At 63.8% G+C, this 23211-nt stretch carries 22 protein-coding genes; 7 read left to right on the plus strand and 15 right to left on the minus strand.

Annotation, left to right across the window (positions count from 1 at the left end; translation table 11 throughout):
* Window positions 1-15: 15 nt before the first annotated feature.
* Entirely contained in the window at window positions 16-1593 is a 1578-nt protein-coding gene (locus SLT36_RS14020; protein ID WP_432283208.1) for a trimethylamine methyltransferase family protein, read from the minus strand.
* A 304-nt stretch (window positions 1594-1897) separates the two neighbouring features.
* On the opposite strand from SLT36_RS14020, the gene SLT36_RS14025 reads away from it, so the two are divergent.
* Window positions 1898-2998: an MFS transporter gene (locus SLT36_RS14025; RefSeq protein ID WP_432288336.1), complete on the plus strand. Its 1101-nt coding sequence runs from the start codon at window positions 1898-1900 to the stop codon at window positions 2996-2998.
* A 57-nt stretch (window positions 2999-3055) separates the two neighbouring features.
* On the opposite strand, the gene SLT36_RS14030 is transcribed toward SLT36_RS14025, so the two are convergent.
* Complete coding sequence (locus SLT36_RS14030) at window positions 3056-3433, minus strand: COG4315 family predicted lipoprotein (RefSeq protein ID WP_067961015.1); 378 nt, start codon at window positions 3431-3433, stop codon at window positions 3056-3058.
* Between the two features lie 341 nt (window positions 3434-3774).
* Here SLT36_RS14030 and SLT36_RS14035 point away from each other — a divergent pair, with 341 nt between their 5' ends.
* From SLT36_RS14035 to SLT36_RS14045, 3 genes are all read left to right on the plus strand, one after another.
* The gene (locus SLT36_RS14035) at window positions 3775-5154 is read left to right on the plus strand and encodes an aspartate aminotransferase family protein (RefSeq protein ID WP_432283209.1); all 1380 of its coding nucleotides are present in this window, start codon (window positions 3775-3777) and stop codon (window positions 5152-5154) included.
* A 52-nt stretch (window positions 5155-5206) separates the two neighbouring features.
* Window positions 5207-5617, plus strand: coding sequence for a carboxymuconolactone decarboxylase family protein (locus SLT36_RS14040; RefSeq protein ID WP_115731674.1), 411 nt, complete (start codon window positions 5207-5209; stop codon window positions 5615-5617).
* 96 nt (window positions 5618-5713) lie between these two features.
* Window positions 5714-6085, plus strand: a complete 372-nt coding sequence (locus SLT36_RS14045; RefSeq protein ID WP_263006746.1) for a hypothetical protein — start codon at window positions 5714-5716, stop codon at window positions 6083-6085.
* 234 nt (window positions 6086-6319) lie between these two features.
* On the opposite strand, the gene mmsB is transcribed toward SLT36_RS14045, so the two are convergent.
* Together mmsB and SLT36_RS14055 are read right to left on the minus strand one after the other, a co-directional pair.
* Entirely contained in the window at window positions 6320-7204 is an 885-nt protein-coding gene (mmsB, locus tag SLT36_RS14050) for a 3-hydroxyisobutyrate dehydrogenase (RefSeq protein ID WP_432283210.1), read from the minus strand.
* Between the two features lie 118 nt (window positions 7205-7322).
* Window positions 7323-8498 carry an isobutyryl-CoA dehydrogenase gene (locus SLT36_RS14055; RefSeq protein ID WP_432283211.1) on the minus strand — a complete coding sequence of 392 codons (1176 nt, stop codon included), beginning with the start codon at window positions 8496-8498 and terminating at the stop codon, window positions 7323-7325.
* A 118-nt stretch (window positions 8499-8616) separates the two neighbouring features.
* Here SLT36_RS14055 and SLT36_RS14060 point away from each other — a divergent pair, with 118 nt between their 5' ends.
* A complete protein-coding gene (locus SLT36_RS14060) occupies window positions 8617-9234 on the plus strand; it encodes a dimethylsulfonioproprionate lyase family protein (protein WP_432283212.1) in 618 nt (205 codons plus the stop codon).
* A 3-nt stretch (window positions 9235-9237) separates the two neighbouring features.
* Window positions 9238-10707 (plus strand): cobyric acid synthase, encoded by a 1470-nt coding sequence (locus SLT36_RS14065; protein WP_432283213.1) that lies wholly within the window; start codon window positions 9238-9240, stop codon window positions 10705-10707.
* 6 nt (window positions 10708-10713) lie between these two features.
* Here the strand turns inward: SLT36_RS14065 and SLT36_RS14070 are convergent, their stop codons facing one another.
* The 3 genes from SLT36_RS14070 to SLT36_RS14080 all read right to left on the minus strand — a co-directional run bounded on the left by SLT36_RS14070 (window position 10714) and on the right by SLT36_RS14080 (window position 12876).
* Complete coding sequence (locus SLT36_RS14070) at window positions 10714-11133, minus strand: VOC family protein (RefSeq protein WP_432283214.1); 420 nt, start codon at window positions 11131-11133, stop codon at window positions 10714-10716.
* Window positions 11134-11211: 78 nt separating this feature from the next.
* Window positions 11212-12027 (minus strand): helix-turn-helix domain-containing protein, encoded by an 816-nt coding sequence (locus SLT36_RS14075; RefSeq protein ID WP_432283215.1) that lies wholly within the window; start codon window positions 12025-12027, stop codon window positions 11212-11214.
* A 63-nt stretch (window positions 12028-12090) separates the two neighbouring features.
* Complete coding sequence (locus SLT36_RS14080) at window positions 12091-12876, minus strand: TSUP family transporter (RefSeq protein ID WP_432283216.1); 786 nt, start codon at window positions 12874-12876, stop codon at window positions 12091-12093.
* A gap of 162 nt (window positions 12877-13038) precedes the next feature.
* Here SLT36_RS14080 and SLT36_RS14085 point away from each other — a divergent pair, with 162 nt between their 5' ends.
* Window positions 13039-13470: a TerB family tellurite resistance protein gene (locus tag SLT36_RS14085; protein ID WP_067961052.1), complete on the plus strand. Its 432-nt coding sequence runs from the start codon at window positions 13039-13041 to the stop codon at window positions 13468-13470.
* Between the two features lie 109 nt (window positions 13471-13579).
* On the opposite strand, the gene SLT36_RS14090 is transcribed toward SLT36_RS14085, so the two are convergent.
* The 8 genes from SLT36_RS14090 to SLT36_RS14125 all read right to left on the minus strand — a co-directional run bounded on the left by SLT36_RS14090 (window position 13580) and on the right by SLT36_RS14125 (window position 22898).
* Window positions 13580-15205 carry an ABC transporter ATP-binding protein gene (locus SLT36_RS14090; RefSeq protein WP_432283217.1) on the minus strand — a complete coding sequence of 542 codons (1626 nt, stop codon included), beginning with the start codon at window positions 15203-15205 and terminating at the stop codon, window positions 13580-13582.
* Window positions 15202-16068, minus strand: a complete 867-nt coding sequence (locus SLT36_RS14095) for an ABC transporter permease (protein ID WP_432283218.1) — start codon at window positions 16066-16068, stop codon at window positions 15202-15204. The genes SLT36_RS14090 and SLT36_RS14095 overlap by 4 nt, the downstream gene beginning before the upstream one ends.
* Window positions 16065-17012 (minus strand): ABC transporter permease, encoded by a 948-nt coding sequence (locus SLT36_RS14100; RefSeq protein ID WP_432283219.1) that lies wholly within the window; start codon window positions 17010-17012, stop codon window positions 16065-16067. Before SLT36_RS14100 ends, SLT36_RS14095 begins: the two co-directional genes overlap by 4 nt.
* A 196-nt stretch (window positions 17013-17208) precedes the next feature.
* Window positions 17209-18690: an ABC transporter substrate-binding protein gene (locus SLT36_RS14105; RefSeq protein WP_432283221.1), complete on the minus strand. Its 1482-nt coding sequence runs from the start codon at window positions 18688-18690 to the stop codon at window positions 17209-17211.
* A 136-nt stretch (window positions 18691-18826) separates the two neighbouring features.
* On the minus strand, window positions 18827-20107 hold the full coding sequence (locus SLT36_RS14110; protein ID WP_432288338.1) for an acetylornithine deacetylase/succinyl-diaminopimelate desuccinylase family protein: 1281 nt from the start codon (window positions 20105-20107) through the stop codon (window positions 18827-18829).
* A 126-nt stretch (window positions 20108-20233) separates the two neighbouring features.
* Complete coding sequence (locus SLT36_RS14115; protein WP_432283222.1) at window positions 20234-20734, minus strand: RidA family protein; 501 nt, start codon at window positions 20732-20734, stop codon at window positions 20234-20236.
* A gap of 125 nt (window positions 20735-20859) precedes the next feature.
* Window positions 20860-21273: a c-type cytochrome gene (locus tag SLT36_RS14120; RefSeq protein ID WP_432283223.1), complete on the minus strand. Its 414-nt coding sequence runs from the start codon at window positions 21271-21273 to the stop codon at window positions 20860-20862.
* Between the two features lie 50 nt (window positions 21274-21323).
* Complete coding sequence (locus SLT36_RS14125) at window positions 21324-22898, minus strand: flavin monoamine oxidase family protein (RefSeq protein WP_432283224.1); 1575 nt, start codon at window positions 22896-22898, stop codon at window positions 21324-21326.
* Window positions 22899-23211: the final 313 nt, after the last annotated feature.

The raw sequence follows: 23211 nt of genomic DNA on the forward strand, positions 1-23211 counted from the left end.
TCGGCTTGATGGCGATCAGAAGTCAGTCGGGGCGCCGCCTTCGGCCCTGCGCTTGTCGACGAAGGCGTTGAGCTCCTCGCGGATGGCGGGGTCCATCCAGGGCTCCTCGTAGGAGGCAAGGCGCTCCTTCCAGACACGATTTGCCTTTTCTACCGCCGTCGGGCTGCCGGCCTCGGCCCAGGTCTCGAAATTGCGCCAGTCGGAGATAACAGGCGAATAGAAGGCATTTTTGTAGCGCGACTGGGTGTGCGCGGTGCCGAAGAAGTGGCCGCCGGGGCCGACGTCGCGGATCGCGTCGACGGCGAGCGCGTCTTCCGACAGGTCCAGCGGGGTCAGGAACTCGGCCACCATCTGCAGCATGTCGATGTCGAGGATCATCTTCTCGTAGGAGCAGCGAAGGCCGCCCTCGAGCCAGCCGGCGCCGTGCAACATGAAGTTGGCGCCGCCCTGGATCGCGCCCCACAAGGAGAAGACGCTTTCATAGGCTGCCTGAGCGTCGACGGCGTTGGCGGCGCAGACATTGGAGGTGCGGTAGGGGATGTTGTAGCGGCGCGCGAGCTGGCCGCCGACAAGCTGGGCCTTCATGTATTCGGGCGTGCCGAAGGCCGGGGCGCCCGATTTCATGTCGACGTTGGAGGTGAAGCCGCCATAGCCGACCGGCGCGCCCTTCCTGACCATCTGGGTGAAGGCGAGGCCGGAGAGCGCCTCCGCATTCTGCTGCACCAGAGCACCGGCGATGGTGACGGGCGCCATCGCACCTGACAGGGTGAAGGGGGTGACGATCACCACCTGGCCCATCGACGACATCTGGATGATGCCTTCCATCATCGGCACGTCGAGCTTCAGCGGCGAGTTGGTGTTGATGATGGTGTAGACCGAGGGCTCCGCCATCATCTGCTCGCGGGAAATGCCGCGGGCGATGCGGGTGATCTCGATGCCGTCGACGTTGCGCTCCTTGCCGAGCGAGTAGATGTGAAACACCTTGTCGGTCAAAGTCGCCAGATCGCGGATGCATTCGAGATGGCGGATCGAGGGGTGGATGTCCACCGGTTCGACAGGATAGCCGCCCGTCGTCTGCAGGATGTTGTGCATCTGGGCGAGCTTGAGGAAGTTGCGGTAGTCGGCCTGGTTGCCCGGGCGACGGCCACGATCGAGATCGGAACAGTTGGGCGCCGACGCCATCTGCGAAATGACGAGATTGTTGCCGCCGAAGCGCACATTGTGGGCCGGATTGCGGGCATGCAGGGTGAACTCGGCCGGTGCATGCGAGATCAACTCGAGGATCATGTCGGAATCGAAGCGGACGCGCTCGGTGCCGTCGCGCACGTCGGCGCCATGGGCCTTCATGATGCGGCGTGCCTCGTCGTGCAGCACGTCGACGCCGATCTCCTTGAGCACCCGCAATGAGGCAAGGTGGATGGACTCCAGCTCGTCGTCGGAGATCAGCCTGGTCGGTGCAAACGGGATCTTGAGCTGGCGGAAAGGCGGCTGCTCGAATGCCTGGGCGCCGCCGGCGCGCTTGCCGGCACGACCGCCGCGGCGAGCGCGGTCGGAGGCAGGAGCCTGTTCGGCTGTTTGCAGGGCCACGGTCATGGAATCCTCACGGCAAGCTTCAGTGTCGGGAGGCATAATGGACCGGGGCAGTGCTGCTCATTGCGGAGGTGGCGACAAGTAGCGCGAGGGAAACGACATCGTCGACGGGTGCCGTGGGGACTGCGACCGAATGGGACTGGACCGACGTTCTCCGTCGTGGTGAAGCATCCGGCACAGGGCGCATCATCTATAGGATCGCCGTCATTCGATTCTCCTGGTGACTGCTTTGACCGCTCCCGCTTCCACCGCCGCCGAACCGCCTCTCAGGTGGGCACCGCTTGTCGGCGTCACCGCAGCACTTGCGATGTTTGGCGCAGCGCAAGGGCTGAGCTATCCACTGTTTTCGCTGCTGATGCAGAAACAGGGCATGCCGCCGGCGATGATCGGCCTGTCGGCGGCGATGATGCCGCTGGGCCTGATCGCCTCCGCCGCCTTCGTGCCTGCGGCCGTGCGCCTCGTCGGCGCGAGAAACCTGGCGGTCGGCTGCTCGATCGCGGCTGCCATCTGCTTCCTGCTCATCGGTTATCTCCAGGACTGGTTCGCCTGGTTCGTCCTGCGCTTCATGATCGGGGTGGTCATCAACCCGCTCTACATCCTCGGCGAGGTGTGGGCGCTGTCGATGGCGCCGCCATCGCGGCGCGGGCGGGTCATGGGCGTGTTCAACACGCTGATGGGGGTCGGTTATGCCAGCGGGCCGCTGGTGCTGACCTTCGTCGGCACTGCCGGCTGGACACCTTTCGTCATTGCAATCGTCGGCTTCCTCGCCTGTGCCACCGTGCTGCGCATCTTGTCGGATCTGTCGGGCTTCGAGGATGACGGCCAGTCCAAGGGCGGCGTTCTGGGCTTTGCGGCGCTTGCGCCGGCGCTGCTGTTTGCCGTGCTGGTTTCGGCGGCCAACCAGCAAAGCACCTATTCGCTGCTGCCGGTTTTCGGCGCCGGTCACGGGCTGCCCGAAGCAATGCTTGCCGCGATGCTGACGGCACTGTCGATGGGCAACATCCTCCTGCAAATTCCGCTTGGCCTGATGGCGGAACGGGTCGGCGGCCGTGCCATGATCCTGTTTTGCGCTGCGGCGACGGCCATCTGCGCCGTGCTTTTGCCGCTGTTGATCGAGACGAGGCTGATCTGGCCCGTGCTCGTGGTGATGGGGGCCGTGGGCTACGGCGTCTACACCATGGCCCTGGTCGAGCTCGGCAACCGCTTCAACGGCAGCGTGCTCGTTGCCGGCAACGCGGCGTTTGCGCTGATGTGGGGCATGGGCGGCATCGTCGGGCCGCCAAGTTCGGGGCTGGTGATGCAGGCCTTCGGGCCGATCGGGTTGCCGGCGGTACTGGCGAGCCTGAATGTCACCCTGCTGGCCTTCGCCCTCTATCGCGCTGCAGTCCGGCGACACAAGACGGATTAGGGCCGGGCGGACTTGGGCGGGCTGCGCGACGGGGTGGCCCCGTCGCGCAGCAAAAGGTCAGTCGGCCTTGGCGATGTGCCAGACGCCGCCCTTGCCCTCGCCGGTGACGTCGCCGGCCTTCTTGTCCTGGACGAAGGTGTAGAGCGGCTTGCCTTCATAGGCCCACATCTTGGAGCCGTCGTCGCGGGTGACGACCGTCCAGTCGCCTTCGTCCTTGGCGTCGGCCGCAGCCATCAGCGGCGGCCAGTTGACGGCGCAGTCGCCATTGCAGGCCGACTTGCCGGCGCTGTCCTTGTCATAGGTGTAGAGCGTCATGCCGTTGGCGTCGGTGTACATCTTGCCGCCGGCGCCTTCGGCGATCTTGGCCGGTTCGGCGGCGAAGGAGAGGGCTGAGCTCGCAAGCAGGAGGGCGAATGCGGACAATACGGTCTTCATGATGGTTCTCCCTGGGTTGGCCGCAAAATGCCGGCCACACGGGCAGTCAACGTTCGCCATGGCCGATCTATTCCCGCCATGAGGCGCAAAGAGGATTTTTCCAGCACTTGTGGCAGGCTTGTGGCCGGCGCTTGTAGATTGGCGAAACGCCGGGTTAGAGTGCCGGCATGTGCGCATTTCATGCTCATACCCCGGCAGCGGACGCCGCATCGAAGCCGTCGCCGCGGACGCGGCACACCGAGCTTCTGCGGCTTTGCGCGCGCATTGGCTACTCGCCACCCGCCTGAACTCGAATCCGCCCCGGCGCCTGCCGGATTGATTCAAGAGAAAGGCACAAGCCAATGACTTATCAGAACTATTCGCTGAAGCAGCTTCAGCAGATCGATGCCGCGCATCATCTCCACCCGTTCACCGACCACAAGGAACTGCGCGAGGCGGGCTCGCGCATGATCACCCGCGCAGAGGGGCCTTTCATCTACGATTCGGAAGGGATGGAACTGCTCGACGGCATGGCCGGCCTGTGGTGCGTCAATGTCGGCTACGGCCGTGACGAGCTGGCCGAGGCGGCCTACGCCCAGATGAAGGAGATGCCCTACTACAATTCCTTCTTCAAATGCTCGACGCCGACGCCGGTGCTGCTGTCCAGGAAGCTCGCGGAACTGGCGCCCAGGAACATCAACCAGGTGTTCTATGGTTCGTCGGGTTCGGAATCGAACGACACGGCGCTACGCCTGGTACGCCACTACTGGGCGCTCGAGGGCAAGCCCGAGAAGAACCGCATCATCTCGCGCAAGATGGCCTATCACGGCTCGACTGTCGCCGGCACGTCGCTCGGTGGCATGGATGGCATGCACCAGCAGCTTGGCGGTGCGGTGCCCAACATCGTCCATGTGATGATGCCCTACGCCTATGAACTGGCGCTGCCCGGCGAGAGCGATGATGATTTCGGCCTGCGTGCCGCCAGGTCGGTCGAGGATGCGATCCTGGAGGCCGGTGCCGACAATGTCGCCGCCTTCATCGGCGAGCCGATCATGGGAGCGGGCGGTGTCAAGATCCCGCCGGCAAGCTACTGGCCGGAGATCCAGCGAATCTGCCGCAAATATGACGTGCTCCTGATGCTCGACGAGGTCATCACCGGCTATGGACGCACCGGCGAGTGGTTCGCGGCCCAGACCTTCGGCATCGAGGCCGACACGATCACCACCGCCAAGGCGCTGACCTCGGGCTACCAGCCGCTTTCGGCGCTGCTTGTCGGCGATCGTATCGCCTCGACGCTGGTCGAGAAGGGCGGTGAGTTCTATCACGGCTACACCTATTCCGGTCACCCGGTGGCCTGTGCGGTGGCGCTCAAGAACCTCGAGATCATCGAACGTGAAGGGCTGGTCGAGCGGGTGAAGACCGACACCGGCCCGTATTTCGCTGAGATGCTCAAGGAGCGTATCGCTCGCCACGGCCTCGTCGGCGAAGTCCGTTCGGTTGGCCTGATGGGCGCCATCGAGATCGTCAAGGACAAGGCGACCAAGCAGCGCTTCTTACCCGGCGGCAGTGCCGCGGTCGTGGTGCGCGACCATGCGATTGCCAACGGCATGATGATGCGCGCAACCGGTGACTCGATGATCCTGTCGCCGCCGCTGATATGGACCCGCGCCACCATCGACATGGCCGGCGACCGTATGCTGAAGGCGCTCGACCTTGCCGAAGCCGATCTCAGGAAAGCCTGATGCCAGATTGCCGGGCAGGGGATTTCTGCCCGGCCTACCCCAGGAGCGACAGATGAGCGGCAAGCCGATCGTGCCTTTGATCCAGTATGAGGATGCAAACGAGGCGGTCCGCGCCGTCTATGACGACATCATGGCTTTCAGGAAGGTCGACTGGATCAACAATTTCTGGAAGGTGCTGGCGCATGACCCGGCGCTGCTCAAGCGCACCTGGGAGTCGGTTCGTGAGGTGATGGCGCCTGGCGCGCTCGATCCGCTGACCAAGGAACTGATCTACATCGCCGTTTCGGCGACCAATGGCTGCGAATATTGCACCTACTCCCATACGGCGGCGGCGCGCAGCAAGGGCATGAGTGAAGCCCAGCTGATGGAATTGCTCGCCGTTGTCGGCATGGCCAACGAGACAAACCGCCTCGCCAATGGCTTGCGGCCGCCGGTCGACGTGCAGTTCGAACCAAGGGACTGATGCGCTCGGCTTGTTCATGACAGTGCCGAGGTCTATATTGTGCACTGCACAATAAGCTCGCGCGCATAATCGGCCGGGCAAACCGGAGTGCGCGAGATGAAGAATAGACGATTGGCAAGGGCCTCGCGCCAATCCGGCGCCATTGCCGGCAATTTGATGCTGGCGCCGATGGTCATGGCGATGCGGTTGCCGATGATGGCGACCGAAGCGCGCAAGGGTGGGCCACTGCATGGCGAAAGCCTGGCGGCGGTAACCGAAAAGACGACTGCCATGGCCGAAGGCATGGTGGCAGCACAGATATCCTACTTCCAGTCGGCGCTGCAGTTCTGGCCGGAAGTGCTGTCGGGCCGCACACCCTCGGTGCTGAACGGCGTTGCCGCGCAAAAGTCCGTTGCAGCCGCGTTGAAGCCGGCCAGCAAGCGCGTGCGCGCCAATTTTCGCCGGCTGGCGACGAAATCCGGGACATGAGGGCGGGCACAACGCAAAAACCGCGTCCCGGACGGGAACGCGGCTTTGCCACTATTACGCATGGCCCTTCGCGACGCTTGACCAGCGAAGGTTTACAGCTCCGGTACGCGAGACCTGATCCGGAGCCAGAGGCGGCTGCGAAGCCCGCCCTTGCAAACCGTTTTAGCTGGACATCGTTACCGCGTGGTTATCGAGAGCTTAAGCAAACCTAAATTTTGAACTTTTTTGGATTGGTCAGGCCGTCTCGCCACGCAAGAACCTGATGATGCCGGAGAAGTCCGTGCCGCCATGTCCGAGAGCCGTGAACAGGGCATAGAGCTGGGTTGCCTCGGCGCCGAGCGGGGTGACCGCACCGGCCTGCTGCGCCGCTTCCTGCGACAGCTTCAGGTCCTTCAGCATCAGGGCTGCGGCAAAGCCGGGCTGGTAGTCGCGGTTGGCAGGCGAATTCGGCACCGGGCCGGGGACCGGGCAATAGGATGTCAGCGACCAGCACTGGCCCGAAGAGGTCGAGGCGACGTCAAATAGCGCCTGATGCGACAGGCCGAGCTTTTCAGCGAGCACGAAGGCTTCCGCAACGCCGATCATCGAAATGCCGAGGATCATGTTGTTGCAGATCTTGGCTGCCTGGCCGGCGCCGGCGTCGCCGCAATGCACGATGCGCCCGGCCATCGGCTTGAGCACCGGCTCGGCCACGTCGAACGCCGCCTGCGCGCCGCCGGCCATGAAGGTCAACGTGCCGGCCGCGGCACCGCCGGTGCCGCCCGAGACCGGCGCGTCGACCGACAGCAGGCCATTGCTGGCGGCAATCGCATGTGCCTTGCGGGCTGAATCGACGTCGATGGTCGAGGAATCGATGAGCAGCGCGCCCTTCTTCAGCTTCGGCGCAATGTCCTCATAGACCGAAAGCACATGCTTGCCCGCGGGCAGCATGGTGATGACCACATCGGCGTCCTTGGCGGCGGCGGCGGCATTGGCCATGACGGTGACGCCGTTGTTGCGCGCCGTCTCGAGATGCTCAGGCATCAGGTCGAAGCCGAGCACCGCGTGGCCGGCCTTGACGAGATTGGCGGCCATGGGATTGCCCATGTTGCCCAGTCCGATGAAGGCGATGGTGGTCATTGGTTGGTTCCTCCGGTGGGAAGGGGGTAGGGCAGTGAGGCAGTATGGGAATAGGGCAGTAGGTGGTGAAGGTTGAGCGACTGCCTCATTGCCTTACTCCCCTACTGCCCTCGACCTTCTACTTTCCGATCAGATGCCTGGCGATGATGACACGCATGATCTCGTTGGTGCCTTCGAGGATCTGGTGGACCCTGAGGTCACGCACCAGCTTCTCGATGCCGTAGTCGTGCAGATAGCCGTAGCCGCCGAGCAGCTGCAGGGCGTCGTTGGCAATGTCGAAGCCGGTGTCGGTGACGAAACGCTTGGCCATGGCCGACCATTTCGAGGCGTCGTGCGCCTTGCGGTCGAGCCTTGATGCGGCGGCATAAAGGAACAGGCGGGCGGCCTGGAGCTCGGTTTCCATGTCGGCGAGGCGGAATTGCAGCGCCTGGAAGCGGTCGATGGTCTGGCCGAAGGCCTTTCGCTCGGCGGTGTAGGCCAGCGCCTTGTCCAGCGCCGACTGGGCGCCGCCGACAGAGCAGGCGGCAATGTTGAGCCTGCCGCCGTCGAGGCCAGCCATGGCGATGCCGAAGCCTGCACCCTCATCGGAAAGCAGGTTTTCGGCCGGCACCTTGCAATCGTCGAAGATGACCTGGCGGGTCGACTGCAGGTGCCAGCCCATCTTGTGCTCGTTGGCGCCGAAGGACAGGCCGGGCGCATCCTTGGGGATGACAAGCGTCGAAATGCCCTTGGGGCCGTCGGCGCCGGTGCGGACCATGGCGACATAGACGTCGCTGTCGCCGGCGCCCGAGATGAACTGCTTGGTGCCGTTGACGACGAAGTCGCTGCCATTGCCGCCGCTGCGTACCGCCTTGGTCTTGAGTGCTGCTGCGTCCGAACCGGAACCCGGCTCGGTCAGGCAATAGCTGGCGAGCCATTCCATCGATGTCAGCCTGGGCAGGAGGCGCTGGCGCTGCTCCTCGTTGCCGAAGCGGTCGATCATCGAAGCCGCCATGTTGTGGATCGAGATGAAGGACGAGAAGCCCGGGCAGGCATGCGCCAGCTGTTCGAAAACCAGCACGGCGTCGAGGCGGGTGAGGGCGGAGCCGCCGACATCTTCCTTGACGTAGAGGCCGCCGAAACCGAGCTGGCCGGTTTCGCGGATGACGTCTTCGGGGAAGTGCTTGGCCTTGTCCCATTCAAGGGCAAAGGGCGCCACCTTTTCGGCGGCGAAACTGCCCGCCATTTCGCGGATGGCCAGCTGATCTTCGTTGAGCTCAAACTGACCGGCGGTCGCGTCGATTGCGGCGTCCATGTCGGCCTCCCTGTCGTTTTTTTGGCTATGCGCGGGGCTCAATCTAGACCAATGATGCGGCTGCGCAACCCGACCTTCAACAGAGCGGCTGTGCGCAAATGCATGGGCGAGAACGAACGTGGCGACAAATTTTGATGGGCTGCTGCAGGCCTTCAGAGGCTTTCTCGAGGCAACCGATTCGGTGGCGCCAGTGGGCGAATTCCTCGGCGACATCGACTGGGACATGCCCGTGCGTCCGTTGAGGCCGCATGCTGTCGCGTGCGCACGCCTTCTCGACCGGGCCGTCGAATTGGCGCCTGCCGGTTGCCGTCCGTTGGCTGAGCTTCTGGCGCTGCATCGCGGCGCACTGCACTGGGGGCAGACCTACACGGCAGCGGATTTCGGGCAGCGCTTCCTCGACAATTACGGCTGGGCGGAGATGTTCGGCACGCGCGGCCACTATGCCAACGACACGGTGGCGGGCGGCTTCCTCGTGCTTGGCCCTGATGTCGAATATCCCGACCACCACCACCTTGCCGAAGAGATCTACATCCCGCTGACCGGCGGCACGGCGTGGCGAATGGGCGATGCGCCGTTTGGCCCGCGCGATGCAGGCGAAGTGATCCACCACGCCGCCAATGTGAACCACGCCATGCGCACCGGCGGCGAGCCGCTGCTGGCGCTCTATCTCTGGCGCGGCGGGCCGCTGGCGGCCAGGTCGACGGTTTCAGGAAAAGCCGCTGGCGGAAGGGCCTGAACCATGGCCAAGGCGATCATGCTGCAGGGCACCGGCTCGGATGTCGGCAAAACGGTGCTGGTGGCCGGCCTGTGCCGGGCGGCGCGCAATCGCGGCATGCAGGTGCGGCCATTCAAGCCGCAGAACATGTCGAACAACGCCGCTGTCGCCGACATTCCCGGCGCAGCAGGCGGCGGCGAGATCGGCCGCGCACAGTGGCTTCAGGCGATAGCCTGCGGGGTCAAGCCGTCGATCCACATGAACCCGGTGCTGCTCAAGCCGCAGAGCGACATCGGCAGCCAGGTTGTGGTGCAGGGCAAGGTTTTTGGTCACGCCAAGGCGCGCGATTATCAGGAACTGAAGCCCAAGCTGATGGGCGCCGTGCTCGATTCCTGGCAGAAGCTGGGCGAGGGCGCCGAGCTGATCGTCGTCGAGGGCGCCGGTTCGCCGGCCGAGATCAACCTGCGTCCGCGCGACATCGCCAATATGGGCTTTGCCACCCGTGCCGACGTCCCCGTCATTCTCGTCGGCGACATTGATCGCGGCGGCGTCATTGCCTCGGTTGCCGGCACACATCTGATCCTGCCGGAAAACGATCGGCGCATGATCGTCGGCTATCTGATCAACAAGTTTCGCGGCGATGCCAGCCTGTTCGACGACGGCATCAAGGCGATCGGGCAGTTCACCGGCTGGCCCTGCTTCGGCGTCGTGCCGTGGCTCAAGGCGGCGGCGCTGTTGCCCTCTGAGGATTCGGTGATCCTCGAAAGGCTGGCTGGCGGGGAAGAGCGGGCGCTCAAGGTTGCCGTGCCGATGCTCGGCCGCATCGCCAATTTCGACGATCTCGACCCGCTGCGTGCCGAACCGCAGGTCGAAGTGGTGTTCGTGCCGCCAGGGCAGCGGTTGCCAGAGGATGCCGGGCTGGTGGTCATTCCGGGCTCGAAATCGACGATCGGCGACCTGCTGCTATTCCGCGACAATGGCTGGGACCGTGACCTCGAGGCACATCGCCGGCGCGGCGGTCATGTCGTCGGCATCTGCGGCGGCTACCAGATGCTCGGCCGTGTCGTGCACGACCCGCTGGGCATCGAAGGCAGCGTTACCAGGGCCGAGGGTCTCGGCCTGCTCGACGTCGAGACGGTGATGGCGCCGGAAAAGACCGTGCGCAATGTCGAGGCGCGCTCGGTGCGTTATGGCGAGCCACTGTCCGGCTACGAAATCCATCTCGGCAAGACCACGGGCGCCGATTGCGTGAGGCCGACAGCCGTCATCAACGGCGTCGACGATGGTGCGACCTCGGCCGACGGCAAGGTGTTCGGCACCTATATGCACGGCCTGTTCGGCGCAGACGGTTTCCGCGGGCGGTTCCTCGAAAGTCTCGGCATCAGGGGCGGCGGCATCGACTACCGCGCCGAAGTCGAGCGCGCCCTCGACGAGATTGCCGAACAGCTCGAACGCCACCTCGACTGCGACGCGATTTTTGCTGCCGCGCGTTGACCGCTGTCAGGCTGCCGGTTCGCCTGTTTTCGGCCAGTAGGTGCCGACGCTCCAGACATTGCCTTCGGGGTCGCGGCAGATGAACTCGCGGCTGCCGTAATCGCGATCGGTGAGTTGCTGGACGATGTCGGCGCCTGCCGCCTTGGCCCTGGCATGGACGGCGTCGACATCTTCGACCGCGAGATAGATCGACTTGCCGCCGTTTTGGCCGGGCTCGCCGACGATCCTGCCATAGGCGTCGGCGCGTACCGAGCCGATCATGATCATCGATGTGCCCAGCGCCAGTTCGGCGTGGCCGACATCTATTCCATCCATGTATTTGGCGTGGACGGAAAAGCCGAAGGCTTTGCCGAGCCAGTCGATCATGCCGGCGGCATTGGTGTAGCGCAGTGTCGGGAATATGCGGGGAGCTTCCGAGGTGGGCATCTGGCGCATCCTGTGGCGTTGAACGATAACCCAGTCTGGCCGAGTGCCTGATGGTGGTATTGAACAAATGTAACCGGGTCAGACGAGCCCGGTCGGTGTTGTGCCGGCGAGCTCGCGGAACTCGCGCAGCATGTGCGCTTGGTCGGCATATCCGCACTCGGCCGCGAGATCGGCCCAGCTCGTGCGATCTGCCCGTTTCGACAGGTTTGCGGCGCGGTTGAACCTGACGATGCGCGCGATGGCTTTCGGCCCGACACCGACCTGGTCAGCGAAGCGGGCGGCCAGGTGCTTCCGGCTCCAGCCGATCTCGTTGGCAAGTGTTGCAATACGGCTGCGGCCACCGTTCACCATGATTTGCTCAAGAGCCCAGCTGACTTCGGCCGACGGCAGCCTTGCGGTCATCATGCGCTCGACGATGAAGCTCTCGGCGATGTCGAGGCGGCGATGCCAGTCTGCCTGTTCGCCAAGCCGTTCGCGCAGGCGATGACCCGAGGCACCAAGCAATTCGTCGAATGGCACCATGCGGTCGGCCAGTTCGCTCATCGGCATGCCGAAGAAGCGGCGCGCGCCGAGCGGCGTGAAATTGACCTGGATGCAGCAAGACCGGCCGAAGGAATCGATGACCACCGACCCTGCATGGATACCCGCGGCAAAGCTAGCAAAACGATCATTGTCGCCGGGCGCCCGGCTCAGGCCGATGGCGAAGGGTTCGCCGAAGCTGATGACCAGAGGGACATCAAGCGAAGCGGCTTCGGTCTGCCTGACATAGACGGGCGTGAGTTCGCGGAAGCCGATGAGGTGGGTGACGATGCCCGCGAGGGCCAGCGATGGTGCTCGCCGCACGAACTCGAACTGCGGGGTCGACGGTTCGCTGGCTGCTTGGCCGCTTGCCATGATGCTGGCTCCACTGGGCGGCAGAACGCTACCAGCCTTGTCACGCACGGTCAAAATGCGTGGTCAGAAACCGATCATCACCCTTAGCGGGTTGGTGGGGTCAATGAGCAGGCGGATGGCCAGTGCGACGCAGGTGCAGACCAGCAGCGGCTTGATAAGCCTGGCGCCGTTGCGCATCGCCATATGCGCGCCAAGGCGAGCGCCGAGGAACTGGGCAACCCCCATCAGCAGCCCGATTTTCCAGGCGACGACGCCGACAAGGGCGAACATGACGAAGCTGCCGACATTGGAGGCGAAGTTGAGCAGCTTGGTATGGGCGGTGGCCTTGAGCACGCCGTAGCCGGCCAAGGTGACGAAGGCGAGCATGAAGAACGAGCCGGCGCCGGGGCCGAACACGCCGTCATAAAAGCCGATCAGCGGCACCACTGTCAGTCCGAACAGCAGGGGCGGCAGGCGTTCGACGCGATCGATGTCATCCATGTTGGGCTTGAACGCGAAGTACAGCGCAATCGTGATCAGCAGGAACGGCAGAAAGATGCGCAGGATGTCGCCGGGCAGGACCGTCGCCAGCATGGCGCCGAGCATCGCGCCGACGAATGAAATGGCAGCGAAGGGCAATTGCTTGCGCAGGTCGACATGGCCTTTGGCGGCGTAGCTGATGGTGGCGGAGCCCGAGCCGAACAGCGATTGCAGCTTGTTCGTGCCGAGCGCCTCAAGCGGCGGCAGGCCGGCGAGCAGCAGTGCCGGAATGGCGATCAGGCCGCCGCCGCCTGCTATGGAATCGATGAAGCCGGCGATGAAGGCAGCCGCGATCAGGATCAGCAGGGTTTCGGTGGCTATGTCGAACATCGGTGCGGAGATCTGTCCAGGAGGATGAGGCCTTCGACCACAGCGCCCCCGCTTGCGCAAGTGCGCGTCGGCGGCAATGCTGGCCCAGCCATTGGGCCAAGTGTTTTTCGCCGTGCATTGCTCTATATCGGAACTGCAGTTGCCTCGACGGAAGGGATTCGCATGGTGACAGGATTGCTGACCCAGATTCTGAACATGTTCGAGGGCGACCCCGGCGTCCGCAAGGTCGCCGACGACCCCGTGCTTTCGGCCGAACTGCTGCTGCTGTTCCGGATGATCCTTGCCGACGGCGTCGCCAGTGAAGCCGAGATGATCGCCTTTCGCCGGATCTGCACCGAAGCTTTCGGCATCGCCGAGAGCAGCATCGATGGCGTCATCGAATATCTCAACGAGTTCGGCTACGAGACCAACGGTTCGCAGGCCATCGCCATGTTCCGCGATCTCGACGTCGAACGACGCCGGCAACTGGCCCGCCATATGGCCGAGATCGCCAAGGCCGACGCCCATCTGGCGGAAAACGAGGTCAAGCTGCTGCGCCGCACGCTCGATCTGCTTGGCATCAGCCCTGTCGATGTGGTGAAGCCGGCGACCTAGGTTTTTTCCAGGCTTGATCGCCGGGTCCCCGCTGCTTCGCATCGTCCCGGCGTTCGCTAGCCTTTCATCGTGCCACTGGCACGATGAATTCGCTGCGCGAACCGGCTGCTCACCCTTGTTCCTGCAGCCGCCGGGCGATTGCCCGGTGCAGGTCGGGTGCTGCCGAGACAAGTGCCTGCGCGGCCTCCGTCTGCGGATGGTCCAGCACCTCGGACGTCTTGCCGCGCTCGACGATCCGCCCTTCATGCATGATCAGAACGTCGTCTGTTATGGCGCGGGCGACGGTCAGGTCGTGGGTGATGAAGAGATAGGCCACGCCCAGCTTCTGGTTGAGCTCGGCGAACAGGTCGAGGATTTGCGCGCGGATCGAGACATCCAGCGCCGACACAGGCTCGTCCGCCACCACCAGCTTGGGCCGGGTGATGATGGCGCGGGCGATCGACAGGCGCTGGCGCTGGCCGCCTGAAAACTCGTGCGGGTATTTCTCCATGTCGGAACGGCTGAGGCCGACTTCATGCAGCGCGCGACCGACCATGTCGCGGCGCTCCTTGCGGTCTGGCTTGCGCTCGAGAAGATGCAGCGGTTCGCCGACAAGCCGCTCGACCGTGTGACGCGGGTCGAACGAGCCGTAAGGGTCCTGGAACACCACCTGCATGTTGCGGCGGGCGCGGCGCATGGCGGCCTCGTCGGCGCGGGTGATGTCCATGCCGCGAAACTTGATGGTTCCATCGGTGGGGGTGTCGAGCGCAAGGATCATCCGCGCAAGGGTCGACTTGCCGCAGCCGGAGCGGCCGACAAGCGCCACCGAAGCACCCGGCTTCATCTTCAGCGAGACGTTGTCGACGGCGCGGACGGGTTCCGGCTTCGAAAACAGCGACCGTCGCCGGCCGGGATAGTCCCTGGTCAGGTTGGCGACGTCGAGCAGGATGTCGGGTGCGGTTTCGTCGATATGAGGCCTGACGCGGGCCGGCACGTGCATCGAGGCCAGTGCCAGTTGGCGGGTGTAGGGATGGGTTGCCTCCGACAGAGTGCGTGCGGTGTCGCCACACTCCGTCACCATGCCCTGGCGCAGGATGGTGATCCGGTCGGCCATTTCGGTGACGACGGCCAGGTCGTGCGAGATGAACAGCAGGCTCATCCGGTTTTCGCGGACCAGTTCCTTGAGCAGGTCGAGGATCTGCGCCTGCAGCACGACGTCGAGTGCGGTCGTCGGCTCGTCGGCGATCAGCAGTTTGGGCTTCAGCGCGCAGGCGATGGCGATGGCGACGCGCTGACGCTGGCCGCCGGACAATTCGTGCGGATAGCGCGACAGCGGGAATTTCTGCTCCGGCAGGCCGACCCGGTCGAGGATTTTCCGCGCTTGCGCCTCGGCCTCGGCGCGGTTTGCCCGTGTGTGCCACCTGATGCCTTCGGCGACCTGCTCGCCGATCGTCTTGACCGGATTGAGCGCTGTCATCGGCTCCTGGAACACCATGCCGATGTCGTCGCCGCGCAGCGCGCACATCTGGGCCTCGGCGGCTGAGAGAATGTTGATGCCGTCAAAGGTGACACGCCCCTTCATCTGCGTTGCCGCAGGCGTCAGGCGCATGACGGCAAGTGCCGTCATGGATTTTCCCGACCCGGATTCACCGACGAGCCCCATCACCTCGCCGGGTTCGATGGCGAGGTCGATCTCCTTCAGCACCTGCGTCCGGCCGATCCTGAGCGACAGCTTTTCGATCTCGAGCAGGCTCATGGGCGGCGCCTCGACCGCGGATCAAAGATATCTGAGATGCCGTCGCCGAGCAGGTTGAGCCCAAGCACGGTGATCAGGATCGCGCAGCCGGGGAACAATGCCAGCCATGGCGACACCATCATCAGCGTCTGCGCGTCGAACAGCATGCGTCCCCAGCTCGGCATCGGCGGCTGCGTGCCGAGCCCGACATAAGACAGGGCGGCCTCGGCCAGGATGCCGAGCGCGAACTGGATGGTGCCTTGCACCAGGAGCAAGTTGGCGATGTTGGGCAGGATATGCTCGACGGTGATACGGGTCTTGTTCTTGCCGGCGGCACGGGCGGCAAGGATGTATTCACGCGGCCAGATAGACAACGCGCCGGCACGCGCGACGCGGGCGAAGACCGGGATGTTGAAGATGCCGATGGCGATGATCGCGTTGATCGCGCTCGGTCCGAAGACAGCGGTGATCATGATCGCCGACAGCAATGCGGGAAAGGCGAAGACGAGATCGTTGAAGCGCATCAGCGCCTCGTCGACCCAGCCGCCACGCGCTGCCGCCCAGCAGCCGAGCGGCACGCCGATGCCCATGCCGATGACGACCGCGACAAGCGCCACGGCGATCGAGTTGCGCGCGCCGATCATGATCATCGACAGCACGTCGCGGCCGAAATGGTCGGTGCCGAACCAGTGCTCGGCGGAGGGCGGCTGCATGCGGTCGGCGACGACGAGCCTGGTGACGTCGAAGGGGGTCCAGAAGAACGAGACGGCCGCCATGGCAGCGACAACCAAGGTGATGACGAGGCCGATGACGAAGGAGCGGTTGCCGAACGCGCGGCCGACGAATTCGCCGAAACCTTCGCCGTGAGGTGTCGCTTCGTTCATTGCCGTGCCCTCAGCCGCGGGTCGACCAGCGCATAGGACAGATCGACGATTAGGTTGACCAGCACCACGGCGGCGACCAGCAGCATCACCACGCTTTCGACGACGATCAGGTCGCGCTGGGTGATCGCCTGGAAGACAAGGCGTCCCAGGCCCGGCAGATAGAAGACGTTTTCGATGATGATGGTGCCGGCGAGCAGGAAGGCGAATTGCAGGCCCATGATGGTCAGCACCGGGATCATGGCGTTGCGCAGCGCGTGCCGCCACAGCACCGCGCGCATCGGCATGCCCTTGGCGCGTGCGGTGCGGATGTAGTCCTCGTTGAGCACCTCGATCAAGGCGGCGCGGGCGACGCGGGCCAGGATCGCCGCCTGCGGCAAGGCGAGGGCGAGGGCAGGCAGGATCAGCGCCTTGAGCGCCGGCCAGATGCCGTTGCCCCAGCCGGGAAAGCCGCCGGCGGGCACCAGCCGCAACCAGACGGCGAAAACATAGACAAGCAGCAGCGCGAACCAGAAATTGGGCATGGCGACGCCGACCTGTGCCACGGCCATGGCAGCGGCGTCGCCGGCCTTGCCACGGCGCGCGGCGGCGAACAGGCCGACCGGGATGGCAATGAGCGTCGAGAGCGTCAGAGAGATCACCGCAAGCGGGAAGGAGACGACAAGCCGCTCCCTGATCAGGTCGATCACCGGCACCGAATAGGTGTAGGACTTGCCGAAATCCAGCCGAAGCAGGCCGCGGATCCAGTCGAGGTAGCGCAGGATCAGCGGCTGGTTCAGCCCCATCTGCTCGCGCAGCAGGTCGACCTGCGCGTCACTGGCGTTCATGCCCAGCATCAGCCGAGCCGGATCTCCGGGGACAACCTCGAGCATCAGGAACACGACGAGCGAGGCGACGACGAGGGTCGCAATTCCGATCAACAGGCGTTTGAGCAGATAGATCGTCATCAAGCGCAAACTGCCCGAGAAAATGCCGCTTCGAAAGCTCGCCAGGGTTGCGGACGGGCGCAGTTCACAGAACTCTTGCGATGCTCCCAGAAATAACGGCGACGCAGTTCGTCGCGAGTGCCTTCATATCGGCAGACGACATGCCGTGCTTCCGCGAAGCGGGTGGTGGCGCACCCGAAGGCGCGCCACCTTGTCATCAGTCGACCCACTTCACCTTGGTGAGGTCGTTGGCCTGGATGGGCGAGTTTTCCCACAGGCCTTCGACCTTGGCGTCCCAGATGCCGACCTTGGGCAGTTCGAACAGGAAACCGTTGACGGCATCGTCGGCGAGAATCTTCTGCGCCTGCTTGTAGAGCTCGGTGCGCTTGGCCTCGTCGGAGGTCAGGTTGAGCTCGTCGATGACCTTGTTGAAGGCCGGGTTGTCGTAATTGAAGTAGTAGTCCTTGCGGGCATAGATATCGATGTCGTTGGGCTCGGTGTGCGAGACGATCGAGAGGTCGTAGTCCTTGTCGGTGAACACCTGCTTGAGCCAATCCGCCCATTCGACCGGGATGATCTGCAGATCGATGCCGATCTCGCGCAGTTGCGAGGCTATGATCTCGCCGCCCTGGCGGGCATAACCGACGGGCGGCAGCTTGAGCTTCGCCTTGAAGCCATCGGCGAAGCCGGCTTCCTTGAGCAGTTCCTTGGCCTTGGCGATGTCGTGCGGATAGGTGCCGGTCAGGTCGATATAGGCCGGGTTATGCGGCGCGAAATGCGAGCCGATCGGCGTGCCCAGGCCACCCGTCGCGCCATCGATCAGCGCCTTGCGGTCGATGGCATGCGCGATCGCCTGGCGCACTTTGAGGTTGTCGAAGGGCTGCTTCTTATTGTTTGTCGACAGCACCGTTTCGCCCTCTGTCGTGCCGATGACGACCTTGAAGCGTGGGTCGGCCTTGACCTGGGCAAGAGCGTCGCCGAGCGCGAAGTTGGGCAGAGCCTGGACGTCGCCGGAAAGCAGGGCAGGGATGGCGGCGGCGGCGTCGGGGATGATGCGGAACTCGGCCTTGTCGAGCGCCACCGGATCGCCCCAGTAACCCTCGGCCTTGACCAGCGTGATCGACGAGCCCTTGGCCCAGTTCTGGAACTTGAACGGGCCGGTGCCGACAGGCTTTTCCTTGTTGGTCTCGGCGCTCTCCGGCGCAACGATCACCGCGTCGCCCCAGCCGAGATTGTAGAGGAACGAGCCGAGCGGGTTCTTGAGCGTCACCTTGACGGTGGCCGGATCGACGACCTCGACGGTGTCGATCGGCGCAAACAGGCCTTTCTGCGCATTGACCGAGTTTTCGCCACGGGCGCGGTCGAGCGAGAACTTTACGTCGGAGGCGTCGAAGACGCTGCCGTCATGGAATTTCACGCCGGAGCGCAGCTTGAAGGTGTAGGTCTTGCCGTCGTCGGAAATCGTCCAGCTCTCGGCCAGATCGGGCAGCACCTCGCCGCGCGACCCGATGCGGGTCAGGCCTTCGAAGACGTTGGCGTAGAAGACTTCGTCGATGGCGGCGGCCGCACCTGCGGTCGGATCGAGATGCGGCGGCTCCAAAGGCATGCCGAGCACGAGGTCGGTGCGGGCGGCCATCGCGGCAGTGCTGGAGGCCAGCGCCAGCGCTGCGGCTGCCAGTATGGTTTTCCATTGTTTCATGCTCAGATCTCCCCGCTTCGACTTCGACGGGCCGGATAGAAGCGTGATTTCCCGGCCGAGTAAATCGCGTTTGTTACAATTGCAGCAGTGCTGCGGAAATGATTTTCTCACCGCCCAACAGCCGTTGCTTGCCCGCTCAGCCGTTGAACTGGCCGCGCAGCAAGATGTCGAGGCCTATTGCCATCACTTTCGCCGACTGGACCATGTCGTCGATGCCGACCCATTCGTCCGGCCGATGGGCGAGGTCGAGAATACCCGGGCCATAGGCGATGCAATCGTACAAATGGCCGATACGGGCGACATGCTTCTGGTCGTAGGTGCCGGGCGAGATGACATATTCCGGCTCCCTGTCGAAGATCTCGCGAATGCCGCTGGCGATGGCCGACACCACCGGCGCGTCGCGCTCGGTCATCAGCGGCTGGACCTCCATGATGTCGCGGATCTCGTAGTCGAACTTCTTCCGCTCGCGCTTGAGGCGGTCGAGGATGCTGGTGACTTCGCCTTTTACGTCGACGATGTCTTCTTCCAGCAGGAAGCGACGGTCGATGGTCAGGCGACAGGAATCGGGCACGTTGGGCGAGGGCAGGCCGGGGCGAAAATCGTCGGTCTGGCCGCCATGGATCGAGTTGATGTTCATCGTCGAGCGCCTGGCGCCTTCCGGCACCACCGGCATGCGCGTCGTCTTGCGGTCGAGCGCGGGAAACAACTCCCGCTCGAAGGCTTCGAGCACGGCCCCCATGTGGCGGACGGCGCAGTCGCCGAGGAACGGCATGGAGCCATGTGCGATCTCGCCCTTGGTCTCGATTTCCGCCCACCAGACGCCGCGATGACCGAGGCAGATACGGTCCTTGTTGAGCGGCTCGGGAATGATGACGTGGTCAACCCTGGGCCTGGAGAAATATCCCTTGCCGGCGAGATAGGCGACGCCGCCGAAACCGCCCGACTCCTCATCGACAGTGCCTGATATCTCGATGGCGCCGGGAAAATCCGGGTTGGCGTCCATGAAAGCTTCGGCGGCGATGATCGAGGCCGCCAGCCCGCCCTTCATGTCGCAGGCGCCGCGGCCATAGACGCGGCCGTCGCGGATCGTGCCGGCAAATGGATCAACCGACCAGCCTTCGCCCGCCTCGACGACGTCGATATGGGAATTGAAATGGACGGTGGGTCCGGCCACCCGACCGTCGAAACGGGCAACGACATTGATGCGCGGATAGCGATCAGTATCGCCTGGCGTGCCTTCGGCTCTGATGTATTCGACGCCGAAGCCGCGCCTGGCCAGTCGATTGCCGAGGTATTCCGCGCAAGGGCGATAGGCGTCGCCGGGCGGGTTGATGGTGGGAAAACGGATCAGCTCCGCAGTCAGTTCCGCCAGTTCTTCACGACGGTCGTCTATGATCTTGAAAAGCTTGTCATACATGCGGTCGACATTGTTCACTTTGTCTGGCTTCACCTTGCCCGGATCGTTGCCAGTCTTGCGCATCCGTCAGCTGCTGTCGAGCGCGCAGGCTGCCTGTTTCGGGGCAACCCGCGCAAGCCGTAGCACTCACGGGCGGACGGCGGTGACCTCGATCTCGACCAGCCAGCCGGGCGCGACGAGCCCGGCGACCTGCACGACCGAGCGAGCCGGCAGGTTCGGTTGTTCCTTGGTGCCGAAAAACTTGGTGTAGCTGTCCATGAAGCCGGCAAAATCCATCTTGCCGCCCTGTGCTGGATCACCGACGAGGAAGACCTGCATCTTGACTACGTCGCCCATCTTGAGGCCGAGCCCTTCGAGGGTCTTCTCGATCGATTTCAGCACCGATTCCGTCTGCGTTCTGGTGTCGCCATAGGCTGCAAGGCTGCCCTTCTCGGCCTTCTCGTCGATGACCGAGGGTACCGCGCCGCTGACATAGACCGTCGTCTTGTCGGCGGGGACTTCGACGGCCTGGGCGATCGGAAAGTCCGAATTGGGGTTCTTGTGGCGCACCACATCCTCAGCCAGCGCGCTGCCCGAGAGCAACAGGCTGGCCAAGAGCGTGGCGGCGCAGATCCGCAGTGTTGTCATGTCTTTCTCCTTTTGCCGCATGAAATGAAGCAGCCAGCAGGATCACCGGCTGCTTCGGTCGCTGGAGCTGGCGCTCCAAACCTGGTGGATCCAGGCCGTCTGGTGGCCAATCCGGCGTCGATCCGTCAGCGTGCCCCGGCGACGTCTTCCGCCGTCACCGGATCCTTGTAGTCGTTGCCGAAATTGGTCCTGACATAGTTGACCACGGCAGCCACCTGGTCGTCGCTCATCATGCTGCCGACGGGCGGCATGCCCTTCTGGCCATGCAGGATGACGTAGACGGGGTAGCCGCCCGATTCCAGATTCTCGTTCTTGGCAAGTGCCGGATATTTGCCGGCCCCGACCGCGCCCTGGCCCTGGTCCATGTGGCAGGCCTGGCAGACGTTGGCGTAGAGTTCCTGGCCGGTTTTTTCGGAGAAATTGTCACCGTCGCTGAAGGTTGCGCCGGCCGAGTCGGCCAGGGCAGCACTTGCCTGGAATGTAGCGAAGATGACGGCGGCGGCGATTTGGCCGGTTAAGAGTTTCGATTGCTGGGTCATGTCGACATGCCTTGCGAAAAATGAGGATGAAGGATGAGCGGCGGCGGCCGTCATCCGGCCACGACGCGCTGGTGCAGCCTGGTGATCGCATCGAGCGACGACAGGATCGCACCCTCCATCCACGCCGGGATGTAGGAGGCGTGTTCGCCGGCGAGCACGATGCGGCCATCGATCTGGCAAAGATTGTCGTAGTGCTCCTTGCGCGCTTCCTCGGTCCAGTCGCCGGCACAGCCGAGCGTAAACGGCGAGCGGTGCCAGGCCATCGAGATGCCGTTCTCGAACTCGTCCTTGTATTGCGGGTGGATCATCGTTCCGTATTCGACGGCGCGCTTGACGCGCTCCTCCGGCGCCATCGAGGTGAACTCATAGGAATGCGGCCCGTTCCAGGTGTAGGCGCCGAGCAGCACGCCCTTGCCGTTGGTGTTGAAGCTGGTGCTCGGATAGGAGATCTGGGTGATCGGCAGGTCGGTGTAGCTGACGCCGCCGAAGATCAGCTCGTCCTGTTCCCAGAAACGCCGCTTGAACTGCAGGCCGACCTTGACCGACGAGGCATAAGGCACGGCCTCGATCGCCGCCTGCATCGGGGCGCCGACATTGATCTCGATCTGGCTGAGAATGGTCAGCGGAATGGTGCAGATGCACCAATCGGCCTTCTCCTCGGCCATCGTGCCCGGTTTCTGGACGTCCTCATAGGTGACGGTGACGCCCTTGTCGTCCTGATGGATCTTCGACACCTTGGCATTGTAGGTGATCAGGTCGCCGACCTCCTTGGTGAAGGCCTTGCCGATCATGTCGATGCCGCCAACCGGCTGGAACATCGTCGTCTGGAACTCGTAGAGGGCGAAATTGGCGAGGCTGCCCCACAGGCCCGAGCTCAATATGTCGGTCAGCGCAATTGGATCGCTCGGAACGGGGGCAGCCCCGAGGCCGCCGCCGGGATCCTTGGCGAAACCGCGGAATTCGGAGGTCGCCACGCTCTTGGTGTAGGCATAGTCCTTGTCGAGCGCACCCCAGGAGCGCAGGGCCTCGACCAGCATCTCCTGGTCTTCCTTGGTGACGCCGCCTTCGAGCTTGCCGGTGTGGGCAACCTTGGCGAGCAGTTCGGAGACATGGCCCTGGAAGTCGATCTTGATGTCGCGCACGCGCTGCGGCTTGCCGCCGAACGCCTTGGACGAATGCAGGAAGGCGTTGTGGTTGAGCTGCTGGAACGGCTCCAGCGTGACACCGAGGCGTCGGCAATAGGCCAGAAGCCCGTTGTGGTGATAAGGAATGCGCCATGGGCCGGGATTGATGTAGAGGCCCTCGTCGAATTCGCATTTCTGCGTCGCTCCGCCGAGTTCGGTGTAGGTGTCGCCGCCGCGCAGCGTCCAGTTCCGTCCGCCCGATCTGTTGTTGTATTCGAGGATCTTTACCTTGTATCCGACCTGTCGAAGTTCGAGTGCGGCCGTCATGCCGGCAAGACCTGCACCCAAAATGAGTACGGTGGCGCCTTTCGGATCGCCCTCCAGTTTGACCGGTCCCTTGTAGCCTGACTCGACCGCGAGACCGAGGCTGGTCATCGCCTGGTACATCGCGGCAGTACCTGCCGTGAGGCCGATCAACGACAGCAGGTTTCGCCTGCTCATTCCACTCAAGTACTGGCCGCTAAAATATTGGGATGGTTGCATTTTTGAGATCCTCCGGGCGACGGTCCGCCGTGGGCCGCACGTTATCCGGCTGGAGCATCTTGGAACGTGGCTCCAGCTGCGACGGGCAGCCTATGCCCATACCGGGTCGAGTCAACTGGGCCAGACGGGGCGGCGAGGGGCGCTGACTTGGGCCACCTGAAAGCCGACGAAAATTCGCGCCTTCTATCTCAGGTTGCCGGTCTGGTTGTATTCATCTTCCGCGTTCAGTTTTACCAACCGTACAGCTTTTCGTGCTCCCATCTTCGGTGGG

It is taken from the genome of Aminobacter sp. BA135, assembly GCF_050859125.1.
Lineage (GTDB): Bacteria > Pseudomonadota > Alphaproteobacteria > Rhizobiales > Rhizobiaceae > Aminobacter > Aminobacter ciceronei.

Excerpts from the sequence above, each read along its gene's own strand:
- SLT36_RS14055 (WP_432283211.1), bottom strand. The coding sequence starts at position 8,498 with ATGGACGCCGCAATCGACGCGACCGCCGGTCAGTTTGAGCTCAACGAA.
- SLT36_RS14035 (WP_432283209.1), top strand. The coding sequence starts at position 3,775 with ATGACTTATCAGAACTATTCGCTGAAGCAGCTTCAGCAGATCGATGCC.
- SLT36_RS14075 (WP_432283215.1), bottom strand. The coding sequence starts at position 12,027 with ATGGCAAGCGGCCAAGCAGCCAGCGAACCGTCGACCCCGCAGTTCGAG.
- SLT36_RS14020 (WP_432283208.1), bottom strand. The coding sequence starts at position 1,593 with ATGACCGTGGCCCTGCAAACAGCCGAACAGGCTCCTGCCTCCGACCGC.
- SLT36_RS14105 (WP_432283221.1), bottom strand. The coding sequence starts at position 18,690 with ATGAAACAATGGAAAACCATACTGGCAGCCGCAGCGCTGGCGCTGGCC.
- SLT36_RS14090 (WP_432283217.1), bottom strand. The coding sequence starts at position 15,205 with ATGAGCCTGCTCGAGATCGAAAAGCTGTCGCTCAGGATCGGCCGGACG.
- SLT36_RS14100 (WP_432283219.1), bottom strand. The coding sequence starts at position 17,012 with ATGACGATCTATCTGCTCAAACGCCTGTTGATCGGAATTGCGACCCTC.
- SLT36_RS14095 (WP_432283218.1), bottom strand. The coding sequence starts at position 16,068 with ATGAACGAAGCGACACCTCACGGCGAAGGTTTCGGCGAATTCGTCGGC.
- SLT36_RS14040 (WP_115731674.1), top strand. The coding sequence starts at position 5,207 with ATGAGCGGCAAGCCGATCGTGCCTTTGATCCAGTATGAGGATGCAAAC.
- SLT36_RS14125 (WP_432283224.1), bottom strand. The coding sequence starts at position 22,898 with ATGAGCAGGCGAAACCTGCTGTCGTTGATCGGCCTCACGGCAGGTACT.
- SLT36_RS14070 (WP_432283214.1), bottom strand. The coding sequence starts at position 11,133 with ATGCCCACCTCGGAAGCTCCCCGCATATTCCCGACACTGCGCTACACC.
- SLT36_RS14025 (WP_432288336.1), top strand. The coding sequence starts at position 1,898 with ATGTTTGGCGCAGCGCAAGGGCTGAGCTATCCACTGTTTTCGCTGCTG.
- SLT36_RS14120 (WP_432283223.1), bottom strand. The coding sequence starts at position 21,273 with ATGACCCAGCAATCGAAACTCTTAACCGGCCAAATCGCCGCCGCCGTC.
- SLT36_RS14030 (WP_067961015.1), bottom strand. The coding sequence starts at position 3,433 with ATGAAGACCGTATTGTCCGCATTCGCCCTCCTGCTTGCGAGCTCAGCC.
- SLT36_RS14085 (WP_067961052.1), top strand. The coding sequence starts at position 13,039 with ATGGTGACAGGATTGCTGACCCAGATTCTGAACATGTTCGAGGGCGAC.
- mmsB (WP_432283210.1), bottom strand. The coding sequence starts at position 7,204 with ATGACCACCATCGCCTTCATCGGACTGGGCAACATGGGCAATCCCATG.
- SLT36_RS14080 (WP_432283216.1), bottom strand. The coding sequence starts at position 12,876 with ATGTTCGACATAGCCACCGAAACCCTGCTGATCCTGATCGCGGCTGCC.
- SLT36_RS14045 (WP_263006746.1), top strand. The coding sequence starts at position 5,714 with ATGAAGAATAGACGATTGGCAAGGGCCTCGCGCCAATCCGGCGCCATT.
- SLT36_RS14115 (WP_432283222.1), bottom strand. The coding sequence starts at position 20,734 with ATGACAACACTGCGGATCTGCGCCGCCACGCTCTTGGCCAGCCTGTTG.
- SLT36_RS14065 (WP_432283213.1), top strand. The coding sequence starts at position 9,238 with ATGGCCAAGGCGATCATGCTGCAGGGCACCGGCTCGGATGTCGGCAAA.
- SLT36_RS14110 (WP_432288338.1), bottom strand. The coding sequence starts at position 20,107 with ATGTATGACAAGCTTTTCAAGATCATAGACGACCGTCGTGAAGAACTG.